Annotated in this window: 16 protein-coding genes; 11 read left to right on the top strand and 5 right to left on the bottom strand. The window is 61.2% G+C overall.

Annotated elements, in window-relative coordinates:
* Nucleotides 1–2: 2 nt before the first annotated feature.
* Nucleotides 3–1,904 carry a ferrous iron transporter B gene (gene feoB, locus AC1RBA_RS19690; RefSeq protein ID WP_492419631.1) on the bottom strand — a complete coding sequence of 634 codons (1,902 nt, stop codon included), beginning with the start codon at nucleotides 1,902–1,904 and terminating at the stop codon, nucleotides 3–5.
* 2 nt (nucleotides 1,905–1,906) lie between these two features.
* Nucleotides 1,907–2,191 (bottom strand): FeoA family protein, encoded by a 285-nt coding sequence (locus tag AC1RBA_RS19685; RefSeq protein ID WP_070220616.1) that lies wholly within the window; start codon nucleotides 2,189–2,191, stop codon nucleotides 1,907–1,909.
* Between the two features lie 405 nt (nucleotides 2,192–2,596).
* Between AC1RBA_RS19685 and AC1RBA_RS19680 the strand changes: the two genes are divergently transcribed.
* On the top strand, nucleotides 2,597–2,812 hold the full coding sequence (locus AC1RBA_RS19680; RefSeq protein WP_034745611.1) for a (2Fe-2S)-binding protein: 216 nt from the start codon (nucleotides 2,597–2,599) through the stop codon (nucleotides 2,810–2,812).
* A 17-nt stretch (nucleotides 2,813–2,829) separates the two neighbouring features.
* Nucleotides 2,830–3,531 carry an energy transducer TonB gene (locus AC1RBA_RS19675; protein WP_070220769.1) on the top strand — a complete coding sequence of 234 codons (702 nt, stop codon included), beginning with the start codon at nucleotides 2,830–2,832 and terminating at the stop codon, nucleotides 3,529–3,531.
* Between the two features lie 216 nt (nucleotides 3,532–3,747).
* Here the strand turns inward: AC1RBA_RS19675 and AC1RBA_RS19670 are convergent, their stop codons facing one another.
* Complete coding sequence (locus tag AC1RBA_RS19670; protein ID WP_035822772.1) at nucleotides 3,748–4,428, bottom strand: Fe2+-dependent dioxygenase; 681 nt, start codon at nucleotides 4,426–4,428, stop codon at nucleotides 3,748–3,750.
* A gap of 423 nt (nucleotides 4,429–4,851) precedes the next feature.
* On the opposite strand from AC1RBA_RS19670, the gene bfr reads away from it, so the two are divergent.
* The gene (bfr, locus tag AC1RBA_RS19665; RefSeq protein ID WP_070290829.1) at nucleotides 4,852–5,328 is read left to right on the top strand and encodes a bacterioferritin; all 477 of its coding nucleotides are present in this window, start codon (nucleotides 4,852–4,854) and stop codon (nucleotides 5,326–5,328) included.
* A 56-nt stretch (nucleotides 5,329–5,384) separates the two neighbouring features.
* On the opposite strand, the gene AC1RBA_RS19660 is transcribed toward bfr, so the two are convergent.
* Nucleotides 5,385–5,999 carry a glutathione S-transferase N-terminal domain-containing protein gene (locus AC1RBA_RS19660; RefSeq protein ID WP_070290828.1) on the bottom strand — a complete coding sequence of 205 codons (615 nt, stop codon included), beginning with the start codon at nucleotides 5,997–5,999 and terminating at the stop codon, nucleotides 5,385–5,387.
* A 277-nt stretch (nucleotides 6,000–6,276) separates the two neighbouring features.
* Here AC1RBA_RS19660 and purB point away from each other — a divergent pair, with 277 nt between their 5' ends.
* From purB to AC1RBA_RS19630, 6 genes are all read left to right on the top strand, one after another.
* A complete protein-coding gene (gene purB, locus AC1RBA_RS19655) occupies nucleotides 6,277–7,656 on the top strand; it encodes an adenylosuccinate lyase (RefSeq protein ID WP_070220631.1) in 1,380 nt (459 codons plus the stop codon).
* A gap of 185 nt (nucleotides 7,657–7,841) precedes the next feature.
* On the top strand, nucleotides 7,842–8,366 hold the full coding sequence (locus AC1RBA_RS19650) for a cytochrome b (RefSeq protein ID WP_070290827.1): 525 nt from the start codon (nucleotides 7,842–7,844) through the stop codon (nucleotides 8,364–8,366).
* A 44-nt stretch (nucleotides 8,367–8,410) separates the two neighbouring features.
* Complete coding sequence (locus AC1RBA_RS19645; protein WP_070290826.1) at nucleotides 8,411–8,965, top strand: YceI family protein; 555 nt, start codon at nucleotides 8,411–8,413, stop codon at nucleotides 8,963–8,965.
* A 139-nt stretch (nucleotides 8,966–9,104) separates the two neighbouring features.
* Nucleotides 9,105–9,680, top strand: a complete 576-nt coding sequence (locus AC1RBA_RS19640) for a YceI family protein (protein ID WP_070220635.1) — start codon at nucleotides 9,105–9,107, stop codon at nucleotides 9,678–9,680.
* A gap of 164 nt (nucleotides 9,681–9,844) precedes the next feature.
* Complete coding sequence (locus AC1RBA_RS19635) at nucleotides 9,845–10,114, top strand: GlsB/YeaQ/YmgE family stress response membrane protein (RefSeq protein ID WP_034778894.1); 270 nt, start codon at nucleotides 9,845–9,847, stop codon at nucleotides 10,112–10,114.
* Between the two features lie 305 nt (nucleotides 10,115–10,419).
* Nucleotides 10,420–12,573: a S46 family peptidase gene (locus tag AC1RBA_RS19630; RefSeq protein ID WP_070220636.1), complete on the top strand. Its 2,154-nt coding sequence runs from the start codon at nucleotides 10,420–10,422 to the stop codon at nucleotides 12,571–12,573.
* Between the two features lie 83 nt (nucleotides 12,574–12,656).
* On the opposite strand, the gene AC1RBA_RS19625 is transcribed toward AC1RBA_RS19630, so the two are convergent.
* Entirely contained in the window at nucleotides 12,657–13,226 is a 570-nt protein-coding gene (locus tag AC1RBA_RS19625; RefSeq protein ID WP_070290825.1) for a hypothetical protein, read from the bottom strand.
* Nucleotides 13,227–13,375: 149 nt separating this feature from the next.
* Between AC1RBA_RS19625 and AC1RBA_RS19620 the strand changes: the two genes are divergently transcribed.
* Nucleotides 13,376–15,064 (top strand): M14 family zinc carboxypeptidase, encoded by a 1,689-nt coding sequence (locus AC1RBA_RS19620; RefSeq protein ID WP_070290824.1) that lies wholly within the window; start codon nucleotides 13,376–13,378, stop codon nucleotides 15,062–15,064.
* A 90-nt stretch (nucleotides 15,065–15,154) separates the two neighbouring features.
* On the top strand, nucleotides 15,155–17,305 hold the full coding sequence (locus tag AC1RBA_RS19615) for an FUSC family protein (protein ID WP_121670630.1): 2,151 nt from the start codon (nucleotides 15,155–15,157) through the stop codon (nucleotides 17,303–17,305).
* The last annotated feature ends 7 nt before the right edge of the window (nucleotides 17,306–17,312 follow it).

Genomic DNA, 17,312 nt, shown 5'->3' with positions numbered 1-17,312 from the left:
TCCTAAGCGCCCAGCAACAGGGCGACGCGGTACGTGATGAACGAGGCGGCATACGCGAGGGCGAACATATAGCCGGCCATCAGCAGCGGATAGCGCCAGCCGCCCGTTTCGCGTTTCACCACGGAGAGGGTCGACAGGCACTGCGGCGCGAACACGTACCAGGCCAGCAATGACAATGCAGTGGCCATCGACCACGAATGGGCGATCAGCGGTTCCAGGGTAGAGGCCAGCGCGTCGCCCGTTTGCGACAGCGCATACACGGTGCCCAGGGCGCCGACGGCCACTTCGCGCGCCGCCATACCCGGCACCAGCGCGATGCATATCTGCCAATTAAAACCGATGGGCGCGAAGATCACTTCCAGGCCGCGGCCCAGGATGCCGGCCAGGCTGTAATAAATGGGGGGGTGGATCGCGTTGTCCGGCGCGCCGGGGAAGGTGCTGAGGAACCACAGGATGATCATCAGGCTCAGGATGATGGTACCGACGCGCGTGAGGAAGATCTTCGCGCGCTCCCACAGGCTGACGGCCAGGTTGCGCAGATGCGGCCAGTGGTAGGCCGGCAATTCCAGCAGCAGCGGCTGGTTGCCGCGCACGCCCATGCTGCGCTTCATGACCCAGGCCACGGCCATGGCCGAGATGATGCCGGCGAAGTACAGCACGAACAGCACCAGGCCTTGCAGGCTCAGATAGCCCCACACCTGGCGCTGGGGAATGAAGGCGGCGATGATCAGCGCATACACGGGCAGGCGCGCCGAGCACGTCATCAGCGGCGCGATCATGATGGTAACGAGGCGGTCGCGCGGATTCTGGATGGTGCGCGCCGCCATCACGCCGGGGATGGCGCAGGCAAAGCTCGACAGCAGCGGGATGAAGGCGCGGCCCGACAGGCCCACGCCGCCCATCAGGCGGTCCAGCAGGAAGGCCGCGCGCGGCAGGTAGCCGCAGTCTTCCAGGCTCAGGATAAAGAAGAACAGGATCAGGATTTGCGGCAGGAACACCAGCACGCTGCCGACGCCGCCGATGATGCCTTCGACCAGCAGGCTTTTCAGGTGGCCGTCGGGCATGTTCGCCGTCAGCAGGGCGCCCAGGTGGCCCACGCCGTCCGTGATCATTTCCATCGGCGTGGCAGCCCAGGCAAACACGGCCTGGAAGATCAGGAACATCAGCACGGCCAGGATGATGGGGCCGAAGACAGGATGCAGCACCACGTCGTCGATCTTTTCCGTCAGGTTGCCGCTGTCGCGCGTGTCGTTGCTGACGGCGGCCAGGATGCGGCGCACTTCGCGCTGCGTTTCTTCGACGCTGACGGCGTCGATGGCCGCCAGCGGTTTCGCTTCCACCACCGGCAGCGGCAGCATGGCGTCGATGGCATCCAACAAGGCTTTTTCGCCATCGTGCTGCACCGCGACGGTTTCCACCACGGGCATGCCCAGTTCCTGCGACAGCCTGGCCGTGTCGATGAGCATGCCGCGCTTGCGCGCCACGTCCGTCATGTTCAGCGCCAGCAGCATGGGCAGGCCCAGGCGCTTGACTTCCAGCACCAGGCGCAAATTCAGGCGCAAATTGGTGGCATCGACGACGCAGATGATGGCGTCCGGACGCGGGTCGCCGCGGCGCAGCCCGCCCACCACGTCGCGCGTGATGGCTTCATCGGGCGTGGTGGCCGACAGGCTGTAGGCGCCCGGCAAATCGAGCACGCGCACGGGCTTGCCGCTTGGCGACGTGAAATGGCCTTCCTTGCGCTCGATGGTCACGCCGGCGTAGTTCGCCACTTTCTGGCGCGCGCCCGTCAAACGGTTGAACAGGGCCGTCTTGCCGCAGTTCGGATTGCCCAGCAAGGCGATTTGTGGCTGGTGCGGCGGCTTGTGCGCGCCCGCTTCCACGATAGTTTCTACGGCACCCATATTTATTCCGGTTGAAGCAGCGGTTGAATCGTGATCAGCGCCGCTTCGAAGCGGCGCAGTGCGAACGTGGCATTGCCGACCTTGATGGCCAGCGGATCGCCGCCGGGAATACCGCGCTTGAGCATGCGGATTCGTTCGCCGGGAACGAATCCCAGCTCCATCAACCGGCGGACGAGGTCGACGCCGTCTTCCGTCTGTCCTGCCGCGTTGGGCGTGATATGCAACACCGTGCCGCTCTGGCCGACTGCCAGCGCGTCGAGCGTCATCAGGGGTGGAACTAGAGTCATGAGCAAATTCCGTTCAAATTAAGAACACCGGGGACAGACTGCTGCGCCTGGCGCATGCCCTGATGTTGTGAGGTAAAACGCAACTGTTGCGCATTACCGACAAGCGGCCTTTCAATGTGTCCAGACGGCGACCGTCCGAGACAATACCAGCATTATAAACATGAATGCGAATTGTTTTTATTTAGCCCGGAGAGCCGCCCCTGCCAAGGGCTGCGCCATGCGCGCAAAGCGCAGATCAAGCTGCCGCGCCAGGCCGCCAACTGCCGCACACTTGATCAAAATCGCTTGCATTGTCCTGCACTTTGCGCGACAATGAAACGTAATGATAATGATTCTCATTAAAACACTAGCAACAATGCTTTCAAGCACTAGTGTCTGTTCATCCACCAGCCAGAAGGTGTATCAATGATTGTATGTGTCTGCAACAACATATCTGATCGTGAAATCCGTCAAGCCGTCGATCTTGGCCTGTCCAGCATGGCCGAACTGCGCCGCGACCTGGGCGTGGCCACCTGCTGCGGCAAATGCCACACCTGCGCGCGGGAAGTGCTGAACGATCACCTGAACGCCACCGTGGCGCTGCAAGAAACCGTATTGATGCGAGCTGTACTGACAAACTAAAGAAAGCGATGAACGCCATGACGATGATGCCCCCGCCCGTAACGGTGCAGGCCGTGCAGCAATTTGCCGACTTCGACAAGAAGCGCAACAAATTCGCGCCGCTGATGGCCATCGTCGTCCTGCATATCGCCGGCTTTTACGCCATCCAGAGCGGCCTGCTGAGCCGCGTCGTCACGGCGGCCATGCCGACCATCACCACCATCAGCATCATCGCCCCGCCGGCGCCACCGAAACCGCCGGCGCCGTCCGTACCGAAAACCGTGGAACTGAGCGCGCCCGTGCCGCGCGCCGTGATCCCGCCGCTGCCGCTGATCGCCGTGGCGCCGAGCGAACCGACGATCACGCCGCCGCAGCCGACGCGCGCCGAAGCGGCGCCCGTCGCCACCGCCGCGCCGACGGCGCCAGCCGCACCGTCGCCGACGCCACCGGCACCAGCGACGCCGCGCACCGTCAGCAGCGTCGAATACATCAAGGCGCCGCAGCTGATCTATCCGAATCTGTCGCGCCGCCTGGGCGAAAGCGGCACCGTGGTGCTGCGCATCCTGATCAATGAAAAGGGCTTGCCCGAGCAAATCCTGATCCAGAAATCGACCGGCTACACGAACCTCGATGAAGCGGGCCGCCAGGCCGCGCAGCGCGCGCTGTTCAAGCCGATGATCGAAAACGGCAAACCCGTCCCCGTGTACGTGCTTGTCCCCCTGACCTTCCAGTTGAGCTAGCCTTCCTGCGGCCATAGGGCCGCTGCCAGCCCGCAAGCATCGCACCCTGTGCCCTGCTTGCTTTTTTGCGCCCTTTTTAGTCAAGCGATTTGCTTGTTTCAGTCTGCCAGCCTACATCCCCGGGCCAGGCAGACTTTTTTTTTGCCGGTGCATCACGCAGTATCGTAGGTCGGATTAGCGAGGCCAAAGGCCGCGCGTAATCCGACATCACCACGATTACATCTCCGCCCACATGCGCAGCAGATTGTGATAATGCCCCGTCAGTCCCACGGTGGCCGGCGAATCGCCGTGTTCTGCGCGCACGCTCTGGATGTTCTGATCGAGCTCGAACAGCATGCTGCGCTTCCAGTCCTCGCGCACCATGCTTTGCGTCCACAGGAAAGAGCAGATGCGCTCGCCGCTGGTGACGGGCAGCACCTGATGCACGCTGCTCGACGGATACACGATCACGTCGCCGGCCGGCAGTTTCACTTCATGCGTGCCATACGCATCGACCACCACCAGCTCGCCGCCCTCGTACTCGTCCGGCTCGCTCAGGAACACGGTCGACGAGACGTCGGCGCGCATCGACTGCATGCCGTTTTTCGGCGTGCGGATGGCGCCGTCGATATGCAGGCCATAGTGCTCGCCGCCCGCATAGCTGTTGAAGAAGGGCGGCAGGATGCGCAGCGGCAGCACGGCGGCAAAGAACAGCGGATTGGCCATCAGCGCGCGGCTGACGATCTCGCCCAGTTCCAGCGCCAGCGGCGACCCTTCGGCCAGCTGGCGGTTGCGCTTGACTTGCGCGCCTTGCGCCCCGACGCTGGCGCGCCCGTCGACCCAGTCCGTCTGCGCCAGGCGCTGGCGAAACTGCGTCACCTGTTCCGGCGTCAGCACGCCGGGTATATGCAGCATCATCTTGCTATCCTTTTTTCAGTAAATATCGCTGCCTGATTATCGCATCGCCGGCAGCGGCCAAGAAGCCACAAAAGCAAGAATGGCCCAACATTTCCCGCCTGTTCAGCGCGGTCAGGCACGCGATCCGGCAGCGCCAAAAGCGGGCCAGAAACGCGAATGAGAATGGCCTTCATTTTCCTTAACAAATAAAAAACGGCGCAAGTGGGCAATCCACTTGAGAATGGGTTTTATTCGCACGATATTTACGTTAAAAAGACGGAAAAATGCCGTTTAGCACCGAAAACCGCCCATATTTTGCGCTATCATGCGGGCATAGCGAAACCGGCAACCTGCGCGCCACCAGGCAGCCCTGCGCCACCCGGCCGTGAACGCCAGCAGCCTGCGGTTTCATCATCGAACGCGACACAGAACAAAGGAAATGCCATGAAGGGCGATAAAGAAGTCATCCGCATGCTCAATGCACAGCTCACCAACGAACTGTCGGCCATCAACCAGTACTTCCTGCATGCGCGCATGTACAAGCACTGGGGCCTGGAAAAGCTGGGCAAGAAGGAATACGAAGAATCGATCGGCGAAATGAAACACGCCGACAAGCTGATCGACCGCATCCTGATGCTCGACGGCCTGCCGAACCTGCAAGCGCTGCACAAGCTGCTGATCGGCGAGAACACGCCGGAAATGCTGGAATGCGACCTGAAGCTGGAACGCGCCGCGCACGCCACCGTCAAGGAAGGCATCGCCATCAGCGAAAAAGCGGGCGACTACGTCTCGCGCGACCTGTTCCTGATGATCCTGGAAGACACGGAAGAGCATATCGACTGGCTCGAAACGCAGATCGACCTGATCGCCAAGGTCGGCATTCAGAATTACCTGCAAAGTCAGATGGCGATTGATGAGTAATTGCTCTTCGAGGCAGATAAAAAAACCGGCAGAGCCGGTTTTTTTTCGTCCGCGCCTTATTGCGGCACGGTATCCTTGAAAGATTGCCGTTCGGACAGTTTGTCGAACAGGCGCGCCAGCGCCGGGTGATCCGCGCGCCAGTCGATTTCCGGGAAGCGGAAGCTGAGCCAGCCCAGGGTACAGCCCACGGCCACGTCGGCCAGGGTGTAGTTCTTGCCGGCGCAATACGCGCTCTCGCCCAGGCGCGCCTCGAGCGCCGCCAGGCCCAGCGTGACTTTGTCCAGCTGGCGCGCGATCCAGGCCGCGCTTTGCTGCTCGGGCGGGCGCTGCGTGCGCTCCAGGCGCACCAGCACGCCCGCGTCGAGGATGCCGTCGGCCAGCGCTTCCCAGTTCTTGATATCGGCCCGTTCGCGGCCATTGCCGCCGGCCGGCAGCAGTTTACAGACGGGCGTGAGCGTGTCGAGGTATTCGACGATGACTTTCGAGTCGATCAAGGTGCTGCCATCTTCCATCACCAGGCAGGGCACCTTGCCCAGGGGATTGGCCTGGGCGATGCGGGTTTCCGGCACCCACACGTTTTCCAGCTCGAAGACATAGTCGAGCTTTTTTTCCGCCAGCACGATACGGGCTTTGCGGACATACGGGCTGGCGAGGGAACCGATCAGTTTCATAGCTACTTTAAGGTAAAGGATCAGCAAGCAGTATAGCATCGGCGGCAGCGGTGTTTGGCGGCACGCGCCCAGCCGTCTCCATGGTGTGGCAGGCATGCCGCATCGGGGCCGGATTCAGCCAAATTGCGGTGCGCCGGCGCCCGATGGACGGCTGGCCAGCGGCCAGCGGTGGTAAAATCGTCCTTTACTGTGGCGCCGTCAGTATTGCTGTATTGCAATAGCCCTGCCCTCCCCGCGCGCCACACGCCAACCGTTTCTTTAACTTGCGTCCGCTCTCATGACTTCTACTACTCCGTATTCCACGCTGTCGGCCCTGTCTCCGCTCGATGGCCGCTACGCCAGCAAGACCGATCTGCTGCGCCCGATCCTGTCCGAAGCCGGTTTCATGCACCACCGCGTGAAAGTGGAAATCTCCTGGCTGCAGGCGCTGTCGCAAGCCGGTTTCGCCGAAATCAAGCCGTTCTCGGCCGAAGCGAGCGCCCTGCTCGACAAGATGGCGGCCGACTTCTCGGAAGCCGACGCGGCTCGCATCAAGGCCATCGAAGCGGTCACCAACCATGACGTCAAGGCCGTCGAGTACTGGCTGAAGGAACAAGTGGCGGACGTGCCGGAACTGGTGGCGGCGTCGGAATTCATCCATTTCGCCTGCACCTCGGAAGACATCAACAACACCTCGCACGGCATGATGCTCAAGGCCGCGCGCGACGGCGTGATGCTGCCGGCATTGAACGGCCTGGTGGCCAAGCTGACGCAGATCGCGCACGACAACGCCGACGTGCCGATGCTGTCGCGCACGCACGGCCAGACGGCCAGCCCGACCACCCTGGGCAAGGAATTCGCCAACGTCGTGGCCCGCCTGCAGCGCGCCGTGAAACGCATCGCGCAAGTGGAAATCCTCGGCAAGATGAATGGCGCCGTCGGCAACTACAACGCCCACCTGTCGGCCTATCCCGGCTTCGACTGGCCCGCATTCTCGCAGGCCGTCATCGAACAGCGCCTGGGCCTGGTCTTCAACCCATACACGATCCAGATCGAACCGCACGACTACATGGCCGAACTGTTCGACGCCTTCGCGCGCGCCAACACGATCCTGCTGGACCTGAACCGCGACATCTGGACGTACGTCTCGCTGGGCTACTTCAAGCAAAAGCTGAAAGCGGGCGAAATCGGTTCGTCGACGATGCCGCACAAGGTCAACCCCATCGACTTCGAAAACTCGGAAGGCAACCTGGGCCTGGCCAACGCCGTGCTCAAGCACCTGTCGGAAAAACTGCCCGTCTCGCGCATGCAGCGCGATTTGACGGATTCGACCGTGCTGCGCAACATTGGCGTGGGCCTGGGCTACACCTTGCTGGCGTATGACAGCTGCCTGCGCGGCCTGAACAAGCTGGAAGTGAACCACGCGCGCCTGGCGCAAGACCTGGACGCAACCTGGGAAGTGCTGGCCGAACCCGTACAAACCGTGATGCGCCGCTACGGCATCGAAAACCCGTACGAGCAGCTGAAAGAGCTGACGCGCGGCAAGGGCATCTCGAAGGAAGCGCTGCAAACCTTCGTCAATGGCCTGGCCATTCCGCAGGATGCCAAGGACGTGCTGCTGACCATGACGCCGGGCAACTACATCGGTATCGCGGCGCAATTGGCCAAAGCCATCTAAGCAGTTTTCACATGGGGATCGTCCGGTCCCACTCCCGCGGGGCGGCCAGCACACAAATGCTGCCCGCCCCGCGGTTTTTCCGGCAATCTTTCTTGTAGAATCTCCAGCACGCAGCGCAATTTGATTTTCTTTGGTATATTAGGCCGAATTAGTCCTAATACGTACTACATTCAAGAAAGCCATCGATGCAACGCTACACCACCACCGCCATCATCCTGCACTGGCTGACCGCCCTGCTGATCATCAGCGCCTTCGTCATGGGCCTGATCATGACGGATATTCCCGGCCTGACGCCCACCAAGCTCAAATATTTCTCCTGGCACAAATGGCTGGGCGTGACCGTGCTGGCCATCGCCGCCATCCGCCTGCTGTGGCGCAAGGCCAACGTGCCGCCGCCGCACCCGGCCAGCATGGTTGCCTGGCAAAAGAAGGCGGCCGACGCCATGCATGTGCTGCTGTACATCCTGATCTTCGCCGTGCCCATCTCCGGCTACCTGTACACCCTGGCCGCCGGCGTGCCGGTGGTCTACCTGGGCCTGTTCCAGCTGCCCGTCATCATGGCGCCAAACCCGGAACTTAAGCCGCTTTTAAAAGAGATTCATTATGTTCTGAACATGACGATGGCAGCCGCCGTGGCCGCCCATGTGCTGGCGGCGCTGAAGCACCAGTTCATCGACCGTGATGGCGTCCTCAAGCGCATGCTGCCCTGACATCGACGTCCCCTTGCTCACTGAAACTACAGGAAAAAAACAAGATGAAAACCACCCAACGCATCGTCCTCGCTTCCCTGCTGGGCCTGTCCGTGGCCGCCACCGCCGCCACCCTGCTGAAAGTCGACCCCGCCAAGACCAGCGTGTCGGCCGTGTTCAAGCAAATGAACGTGCCCGTGGAAGCGAAGTTCAAGAAATTCAATATCGCCATCGATTACAACCCGGCCACGCCGGATGCCTCGAAAGCGTCGGTGGAAATCGAGACCGCCAGCATCGATATCGGCGACCCCGAGTACAACAAGGAAGTGGCGAAGAAAGAATGGTTCAACTCGGCCCAGTTCCCGAAAGCCACCTTTGTCTCGAGCAGCATCAAGGCCGCCGGCGCGGGCAAGCTGACGGTCACCGGCAAGCTGAGCATCAAAGGCAAGACCACCGACGTGACCTTCCCCCTGGCGGTAAAAGCCGACGGCGGCAAATACGCGTTTGACGGCGCCCTGCCGATCAAGCGCCTGACCTACAACATCGGCGAAGGCGAGTGGAAAGACACGAGCATGGTTGCCGACGAGGTCACGATCAAATTCCACGTCGCTGCTCAGTAACACCTGAGAAAACGTCCATGGCTGCGTTGCTCTTGCCTCGTCGTACTATTCGTACTGCCTTGGGCAAGGCGCCTTGTCCTGAACGTTTTTCAGGCGTTACCAAAAACAACTCCACAACCTGTTCAACTTTAGGATCTGCATGAAACTTTCGCACTTGATGATCGCCGTGCTGGCAGCTGCTGGCGCGGGTTCGGCCATGGCCGCTACCGACACCTACAACCTCGACCCGACGCACACCTTCCCCAGCTTTGAAGCCGATCACATGGGCATGTCGGTGTGGCGCGGCAAGTTCAACAAGACCAAGGGGACGGTCGCCCTGGACCGCGCCGCCAAGACGGGCAGCCTGGACCTGGTCATCGATGCCGATTCGATCGATTTCGGCCTCGATGCCATGAACACGCACGCGAAAAAAGCGGACATGTTCAACGTCGAGAAATTTCCGCAAATCACCTACAAAAGTACCTCGCTCAAGTTCAACGGCGAGCAGCTGGTGGAAGTCGATGGCGAACTGACCTTGCTGGGCGTGACCAAGCCCGTCAAGCTGAATGTGAGCAAGTTCAAGTGCATCATGCACCCGCGCTACAAGCGCGAAGTGTGCGGCGCCGACGCCACGGCGGAATTCAAGCGCAGCGACTTTGGCTTGAACTACGGCATGCCGGCGTTCTCGCCGGAAGTCAAGCTGGCCATCCAGGTCGAAGCGATCAAGGCCGATTAAACACCGCCTTTCCGCAGGACAAGCCCGCCTCGTTGCCCGCAGCCAGGCGGGCTTTTGCATGCACGACGAGAATCCGCTGGACTTTTCTATCGTGCGGCATCACTATCGATTGGCATGATGTTGTTCTGACATGACACACCCACTTATCCACCGCGGAGGACCACATGAATTTCATTATCTGGATCGTTATTGGCGGCGTCATCGGCTGGCTGGCCAGCATGGTCATGAAAACCAATGCACAACAGGGCATCTTCCTCAATATCGTCGTCGGCATCGTTGGCGCCTTCCTGGGCGGCTGGCTGCTGGCGCCCCTGTTCGGCACGGGCACCATCAATAGCGACAATTTCAGTCTGGCTTCGCTGCTGGTCTCATTCCTCGGCGCCGTCATCCTGCTGGGCATCGTCAATCTTTTACGCCGCGGCAAAATACGCTAAGCAGGCAAACAGCTGCGCATCAGCAAATGGCCGGGCCGCGCAAGCGCCCGGCCACTTTTCATTGCCGCTAGGACACGTATGGACAATACCACAGCGGCCGCACGGAAAAATGCGCGTTGGCGGCCGGTTCCTGCCCCTGCGCCACCTAAAATCATGTCATTCAAGCAACCACGTATGAACATACCCTCCGGAAAATGTGATTGACTAGTGCGGGTTCGATACGGATACTCTATGTCGCCCGCTGCACAATCAGCGGGTACTCCGCTGATTCCGACTTCCCTACAATGTAAAAGAACAGAACTCGAATGAAAAAATCTCTCATCGCGCTCGCCATCCTGAGCAACTTCGCACACGCCGACGAAGGCATGTGGATGCCCCAACAGCTGCCACAAGTAGCCAAGGAACTGAAAGCCGCCGGACTGAAACTCGATCCGACCACCCTGACCAAACTGACCGAATTCCCGATGGGCGCCATCGTCAGCCTGGGCGGCTGCTCGGCGTCGTTCGTCTCGCCGCAAGGCCTGGTTGCCACCAACCACCATTGCGTCTACAACAGCGTGGCGGTCAATTCGACCAAGGAGCGCGATTTGCTGGCCAACGGTTTCCTGGCCAAGACCTTCGCTGAAGAATTGCCGGCCGCCCCGGGCAGCCGCATCTTCGTCACCTCGGCCGTGACCAATGTCAGCGACAAGATCATCAGCGCCGACGTGGCCAAGCTGCAAGGCAAGGCACGCATCGACGCGATCGAGAAAAACCAGAAGAAACTGGTTGCAGAATGCGAAAAAGAAGCGGGTTTCCGCTGCACCGTGTCGAGCTACTACGGCGGCCTCGAGTTTTACCTGATCAAGCAACTGGAAATCCGCGACGTGCGCCTGGTGCACGCGCCACCAGCGGGCGTGGGTAAATTCGGCGGCGACACCGACAACTGGATGTGGCCACGCCACACGGGCGACTACGGTTTCTACCGCGCCTACGTCAGCAAAGACGGCAAAGCTGCCGACTTCAGCAAGGACAACGTGCCGTACCAGCCAAAACACGTGCTGAAACTGGCCAAGGATGGCTTGAAAGAAGGCGATTTCGTCATGGCGCTGGGCTACCCGGGCCGCACCAACCGTCACCGCCTGCCATCGGAAGTGGCGTTCACGTTTGACTGGAACTACCCGGCCTTCGTGAAAGCGTCGGGCGAAACCCTGGCCATCATCGCGCGCGAAACCAAGGATAACAAGGACGTTGCCCTGAAATACGCGGGCCAGGTTGCCGGCGTGAACAATTACTACAAGAACCGCCAAGGCATGCTGGACTCGTACGCGGGCAGCGACTTCCTGGCGCGCAAGACGACGGAACACGAAGCCCTGAAAACCTGGGTCAACGCCAATCCTGCCCGCAAGGCGGAATTTGCCGGCGACATCGAGCAAGTGGAAAAGCTGATCGCCGAGCGCGATGCCGACACCAAGCGCGATTTCTTCCTCAGCTATGCGCAGCCACGCCTGCTGAGCACGGCACGCAGCCTGTACCGTTTGTCGAACGAAGGCACCAAGGCCGATACGGAACGCAAGTCCGGCTACCAGACGCGCGATTTGCCACGTTTGTCGTCGAGCATCACGTCGGTCGAGCGCACCTACGATGAAAAAGTCGACAAGGCGCTGGTATTGAACAGCCTGACCAAGTACGCCGCGCAACCAGCCGCACAACGCCGTGCCAGCTTCGACGCCGCCATCGGCATCAAGGATGGCATGTCGCAAGCCGACCTGGCCGCCGCCCTGGACAAACTGTATGCGGGCAGCAAGCTGGCCGACAAGGAAGAACGCGCGGCATGGTTGAAACGCACGCCAGCCGAATTCCAGGCCAGCAAGGACAGCTTCATCCAGGCCGCCGTCGCCATGTACCCGGATTCGCTGAAAAACGAAGCGGAAGACGAAGAACTGGCCGGCAAGATCCAGCAAGCCTACGCCAACTACATGAAAGCAAAAATCGCCTTCATGAAGAGCAAGGGCCAAGCCGTCTATCCTGACGCCAACAGCACCCTGCGCGTGACGTTCGGCCGTGTTGCCGGCCGTGACCATGGCGCCGACGGCACCACCTGGACCGCTTTCACCACCGTCAATGGCGTCGCCGCCAAAGCCACGGGCGAAGGCGAGTTCAATGCGCCGGCGAAACAACTGGCCGCGATCAAGGCCAAGGACTTCGGCAAATTCGTCGATCCGAAGCTGAAAACCGTGCCGGTCGACTACCTGGCCACCCTGGACATCACCGGCGGCAACTCCGGTTCGGCTGCCCTGAACGCAAAAGGCGAATTCATCGGCCTGGCATTCGACGGCACCTTGGACTCGATCATTTCCGACTGGGACTACAACAAGGCCAACACCCGTTCGATCCAGGTCGACCTGCGCTACATGCTGTGGAACATGAAACACATCGACCACGCAGACAACCTGCTGAAAGAAATGGGCGCCGAGTAATTCGCGGATAACAACAACTAATAAGCCCGGCAACGGGCGGTTGTTCCCTGAGCCACTCCTGCGGGAGTGGCTTTTTTTTTTGCCTAACGTTTTACTTTGCTAAAGCGGTAAGGCACGGCTTGCTCCTCGCCAAATACTTGCGCGCTGCCGCTTCCCAGCGGCAGCATGACCCTCCGGCCCTCCTGCAGCAGCAAGGCCAGGTCGGCGCCGGGAAAGCGCTGCGCCAGCAGCGGATAGGCTTGCCGGGCGATGCGCGCGGCGGGAATCACGATGCGGTAATCGCCGTCGCCAAAGTCCAGCAGCAGCGCGGCCACCTCATCCGGCCCCGGCAGCGCCGTGATGCGCAGGCGCGTGCTGCCCTTGACGAGCTCGAAAGCCGACCATACGGGCAAGACACGCTGCGTCGCGCCGACCCGCAACTGCGGCGCCTGCCCCGCCTCCGCCGACGTCAGCAAGACGTCGGGCCGCTCCTCCGATACGGCGCCATCGACGGCCAGCAGCCAGCCCCGGTAGCGTATCAGCGCGCCCTGTGCGGCGGCGGTCACGGAGCCGCCCTGCGCCACCGGTTCCTTGCTCGCAGGCAAGCGCAACGGCGCCGCCTGTGCCGCCAGGCAAGCCCACCACACCAGCGCTGCCAACACTGCCTTGCCCATGCCGCCTCCCTTGCGCGTGAAACGTATTCATAACACAAGTGCGGCCCGGCCCATCTGCCGCGCCTCAAGGCGCCGACGCCGGTGCTACAATTGGCCCCTAGCGGGCGTACTTACCCAGCGCGCCTTCCCCCTCCCAGACTCAGACCGCTATGCCACCAGACTTGCGCACGACCTACGAACTCGGTAACCACAACCAGACCACGACCTGGCTGGAATGCATCACCTTCTATCAAGATCTCGCCGCACGCTACCCGCAAGTGCTGCACTTCGAACAGATCGGCCTGTCCGATTCGGGCGTGCCCATCCATGCTGGCGTCATCAGCGCGGACGGCGTATTCGACCGCGAACAGATCAAGCGCGCGGGCCGCACCGTGTTCTTCAACAACAACGGCATCCACCCGGGCGAACCGGAAGGCATCGACGCCTGCATGGCCATCGTGCGCGACCTGTGCACGCAGCCGGAACGCCTGGCGGCGCTGGGCAGCACCGTGCTGCTGTTCATTCCGATCTACAACGTCGATGGCAGTCTGAACCGCGCCAACACGTCGCGCGTAAACCAGGATGGCCCGGAGCAATTCGGTTTCCGCGGCAATAGCCGCCACCTGGACTTGAACCGCGATTTCATCAAGTGCGACAGCCTGAACGCGCAAGTGTTCAACCGCCTGCTGGCCAGCTGGGACCCGGACGTGATGGTCGACACGCACACGTCGAACGGCGCCGACTACCCGTACACGATGACCCTGATCCACACGCAGACGGATAAGCTGGGCAATGGCCTCGGTCCCTTCCTGCAAGACACCATGCTGCCGCACATCTTTGCGCACATGGAACAAGCCGGCTGGCCCACCTGCCCGTACGTGAACCCCGTCAAGGATAGCCCGGACCACGGCATCGCCGAATTCCTCGAAGTGCCCCGTTTCTCGACCGGTTTTGCGGCCTTGCATCACGTCATCGGTTTCATGCCGGAAACGCACATGCTCAAGCCCTTTGCCGACCGCTACGCGTCCATGCGCGTCCTGCTCGACATCACCATGGCGTTTACGGTGAAGCATGGCGAGAGAATCCGCCAATTGCGCGCGCAAGCCAAGGCAGCGGGACGCACGCAAGCCGAGTGGCCGATCCACTGGAGCATGAACGAGGAACAACCGTCGACCTTCCCTTTCAAGGGCTACGCGGCCAAATACACGGCTAGCGTGCTGGGCGACTACCAGCGCCTGTCGTACGACCGCTCGCAGCCGTGGGAACGCGACATCGCCTACTACAACCGCTTCGATGCGGACGTCACCGTGGCCGCGCCAAAAGCCTATATCGTGCCGCAAGCGTGGCGCGAAGTCATCGAACGGCTGCGCTGGAACGGCGTCGAAATGAGCCGAATCACCACCGAACAGACAGTAACGGCGCGCTACTACCACATCACCGACGTCGGCACGCGGGCCACGGCCTACGAAGGCCACATGTTCCACGACACGGTGGAACTGGAAGCGCGCACGGGCCAGTTCACCGTGCAGGCGGGCGACTATGTGATCAGCCTGGACCAGGACAACGCCCGCTACGCCGTGGAAACGCTGGAACCGCAGGCACACGACAGCTTCTTCCGCTGGGGCTTCTTCAACAGCGTGCTGGAGAAGAAAGAAGCGTTTTCCGATTACGTCTTTGAAGACATGGCGTCGGAACTGCTGCGCGATGAGCCGGCGCTGGCCGCTAAATTTGCCGAGTGGAAGGCAGCGAATCCGGCCTTGCTGAGCAATCAGGAAGCCGTGCTCGACTTCATTTTTGAACACTGCCAGCGCTTTGCCGAGCCTGAATGGCGGCGCTATCCCGTCATTGCCCTGATGTAAATCAAGGCTGTAGCGAATGCAACATCCTGGCGCCGCATCGGAGACCCCGGTGCGGCGCCTCTTTCTGTGCCCTGCCCACAAGGTAATCCCATGCACTACGCACTGAACCTGCGCACCTTTATCTACAGCCATTATTTTTACCTGGGCTTGCGCGTGGCCATCGGCCTGGTCGGCCTGACCTTGCTGACCCTGGAAATCAGCGACAGCGCCACCGCCATGACAGTGTGCATCGGCGCCCTGTGCACGACCCTGATGGACATGCCCAGCCCCCTGCGCCACAAGTTCAACGAGATGCTGGCCTCGGTTCTGCTGTGCAGCGCCGTCACCTTGTTGATCAGCCTGTGCGGTCCCGTGCAGTGGCTGCTGATGACGGTGCTCGTGCTGGTCAGCTTTCTTGCCAGCATGATGGTGGTGTACGGCAAGAAATCCATGCCCTTGCAGCTGGCCGCCCTGTTCATCATGACCATGTCGATGGAGCACCAGATGACGTGGCAGCAATCGTTTCACCATGCGGGCCTGTTCATGCTGGGCGGCTTGATCTATCTGGCCTATGCCATGGCCATCGCCTGGGTCTTGCGCCACCGCATCAAGCAGCAAGTACTGGCCGAAGCCCTGTTCGAGTTAGCCGCCTACATCGACATCAAGGCCGATTTCTACGACACGCGTTTCAATTTGACGGAACAGTTCAACAAGCTGGTGCGCCATCAAAGCATTCTGGCCGACCGCCAGCAGGCGTCGCGCGACCTGATTCTGCGCAGCCACAAGAACAGCAAGGACGCCATCGTCGTACAGGTGCACGTGTGCATGCTCGATTTGTATGAACTGATCCTCTCCACGCACACAGATTACGCGCTGCTGCGCCAGCACCTGGCCGACTCCGACGTCTTGAAATCCTTGCACGACCTGGCCTACAAGGCGGCGCGCGACATCGAAGCCGTGGCGTATGCCGTCACGCGCAAGCGCGCCTCGTATGCGCAGATCAGCTATGACAGGGAATGGGCCGAGATCGAAGCGGAAATCGCCCGCCTGCACGCAAAAGGCGACGGCGCGCAGGAAGCGCTGGCCACCCTGCGCGCGCAGCGCAACAAGATCCGCGCCATTTTGAAAATGATCGCCGAGCTGCATCTGGCCACGCAAAAAGTCTATGCCGACGTGCCGTTCTGGAGCGGCGCGGACATGGCGCCGTTTTTGTCGCAGCAGAAATACGAACTGAAGACCCTGCTATCGAATCTGCGCCTGGATTCGCCCGTGTTCCGCTTCGCCCTGCGCGTGTCGATGGCCATCTCCGTGGGATTACTGATCGGCCACTGGCTGCCGTATGCGGCGCACAGCTACTGGATCGTCCTGACCATCGTCATCATCCTGCGCCCCACCTTCAGCATGACGCGCCAGCGCCGCGCCGACCGCATCATCGGCACCATCATCGGCTGCATCATCACGGCCATCGTGATCCGCTTCGTGCACAGCAATATCGTGCTGATGGCCATTTTATTCCTCTCCATCGTGGCCACGCCCACCTTCATCTATCTGCGTTACCGCTACACGGCGATTGCCGTGAGCCTGATGATCTTGCTGCAAATGCACCTGGTGGCGCCCAGCAACCCGAACCTCGTCAGCGAGCGCCTGATCGACACCCTGATCGGCGCGGCGGTGGCCACCGTGTTCAGCTTTGTGCTGGCCAACTGGGAATACCAGAGCCTGCCGCGCCTCGTGCGCCAGGTACTGAATGTGAACCTCAGCTATATGCAAGCCAGCTTCGCGCTGCTGCAGGGAAAATGCTTCGATGATTTCGCCTACCGCATCGAACGCAAGCGCTTGATGGACAGCCTGGCCGCGCTCAGCTCGGCGCTGGTGCGCATGCTCGATGAACCGGCCAGCAAGCAGCGGGCCGTGGAAGACATCAACCTGTTCATCGTGCAAAACTACTTATTGGTGGCCCACGTGGCGGCCCTGCGCTCGATCCTCGGGCGCCACGCCAGCCAGCTGCCCGTCACGCCCGTCAACGCCCTACTCGGCCATAGCCACACGCAAGTGTGCCTGACCCTGTCGCGCGCGCTGGAGCAACTCGATGACAAGGCCGCCATCAACGCGCCGCTGGCCGCCCCCGCCTCGCCGCCCGTCAGCGACGTGGCCTGGTCCGGCTGGCCGCTGGTGCAGCGCCGTATTCGCCTGTTGCAGGCGGATGCGGACAAGATCGTGGTACATAGCGCGGCGATCGTGCATATCGTATCACCACGCTAAACCCCAG

It is taken from the genome of Janthinobacterium sp. GW823-FHT03B06 (genome assembly GCF_058796955.1).
The sequence above is the reverse complement of the archived record's forward strand: the minus strand, read 5'-3'. Positions and strand labels throughout refer to the sequence as shown.

Coding starts and splice junctions, on each gene's coding strand:
- feoB (WP_492419631.1), bottom strand. CDS start 1,904: ATGGGTGCCGTAGAAACTATCGTGGAAGCGGGCGCGCACAAGCCGCCG.
- AC1RBA_RS19685 (WP_070220616.1), bottom strand. CDS start 2,191: ATGACTCTAGTTCCACCCCTGATGACGCTCGACGCGCTGGCAGTCGGC.
- AC1RBA_RS19680 (WP_034745611.1), top strand. CDS start 2,597: ATGATTGTATGTGTCTGCAACAACATATCTGATCGTGAAATCCGTCAA.
- AC1RBA_RS19675 (WP_070220769.1), top strand. CDS start 2,830: ATGACGATGATGCCCCCGCCCGTAACGGTGCAGGCCGTGCAGCAATTT.
- AC1RBA_RS19670 (WP_035822772.1), bottom strand. CDS start 4,428: ATGATGCTGCATATACCCGGCGTGCTGACGCCGGAACAGGTGACGCAG.
- bfr (WP_070290829.1), top strand. CDS start 4,852: ATGAAGGGCGATAAAGAAGTCATCCGCATGCTCAATGCACAGCTCACC.
- AC1RBA_RS19660 (WP_070290828.1), bottom strand. CDS start 5,999: ATGAAACTGATCGGTTCCCTCGCCAGCCCGTATGTCCGCAAAGCCCGT.
- purB (WP_070220631.1), top strand. CDS start 6,277: ATGACTTCTACTACTCCGTATTCCACGCTGTCGGCCCTGTCTCCGCTC.
- AC1RBA_RS19650 (WP_070290827.1), top strand. CDS start 7,842: ATGCAACGCTACACCACCACCGCCATCATCCTGCACTGGCTGACCGCC.
- AC1RBA_RS19645 (WP_070290826.1), top strand. CDS start 8,411: ATGAAAACCACCCAACGCATCGTCCTCGCTTCCCTGCTGGGCCTGTCC.
- AC1RBA_RS19640 (WP_070220635.1), top strand. CDS start 9,105: ATGAAACTTTCGCACTTGATGATCGCCGTGCTGGCAGCTGCTGGCGCG.
- AC1RBA_RS19635 (WP_034778894.1), top strand. CDS start 9,845: ATGAATTTCATTATCTGGATCGTTATTGGCGGCGTCATCGGCTGGCTG.
- AC1RBA_RS19630 (WP_070220636.1), top strand. CDS start 10,420: ATGAAAAAATCTCTCATCGCGCTCGCCATCCTGAGCAACTTCGCACAC.
- AC1RBA_RS19625 (WP_070290825.1), bottom strand. CDS start 13,226: ATGGGCAAGGCAGTGTTGGCAGCGCTGGTGTGGTGGGCTTGCCTGGCG.
- AC1RBA_RS19620 (WP_070290824.1), top strand. CDS start 13,376: ATGCCACCAGACTTGCGCACGACCTACGAACTCGGTAACCACAACCAG.
- AC1RBA_RS19615 (WP_121670630.1), top strand. CDS start 15,155: ATGCACTACGCACTGAACCTGCGCACCTTTATCTACAGCCATTATTTT.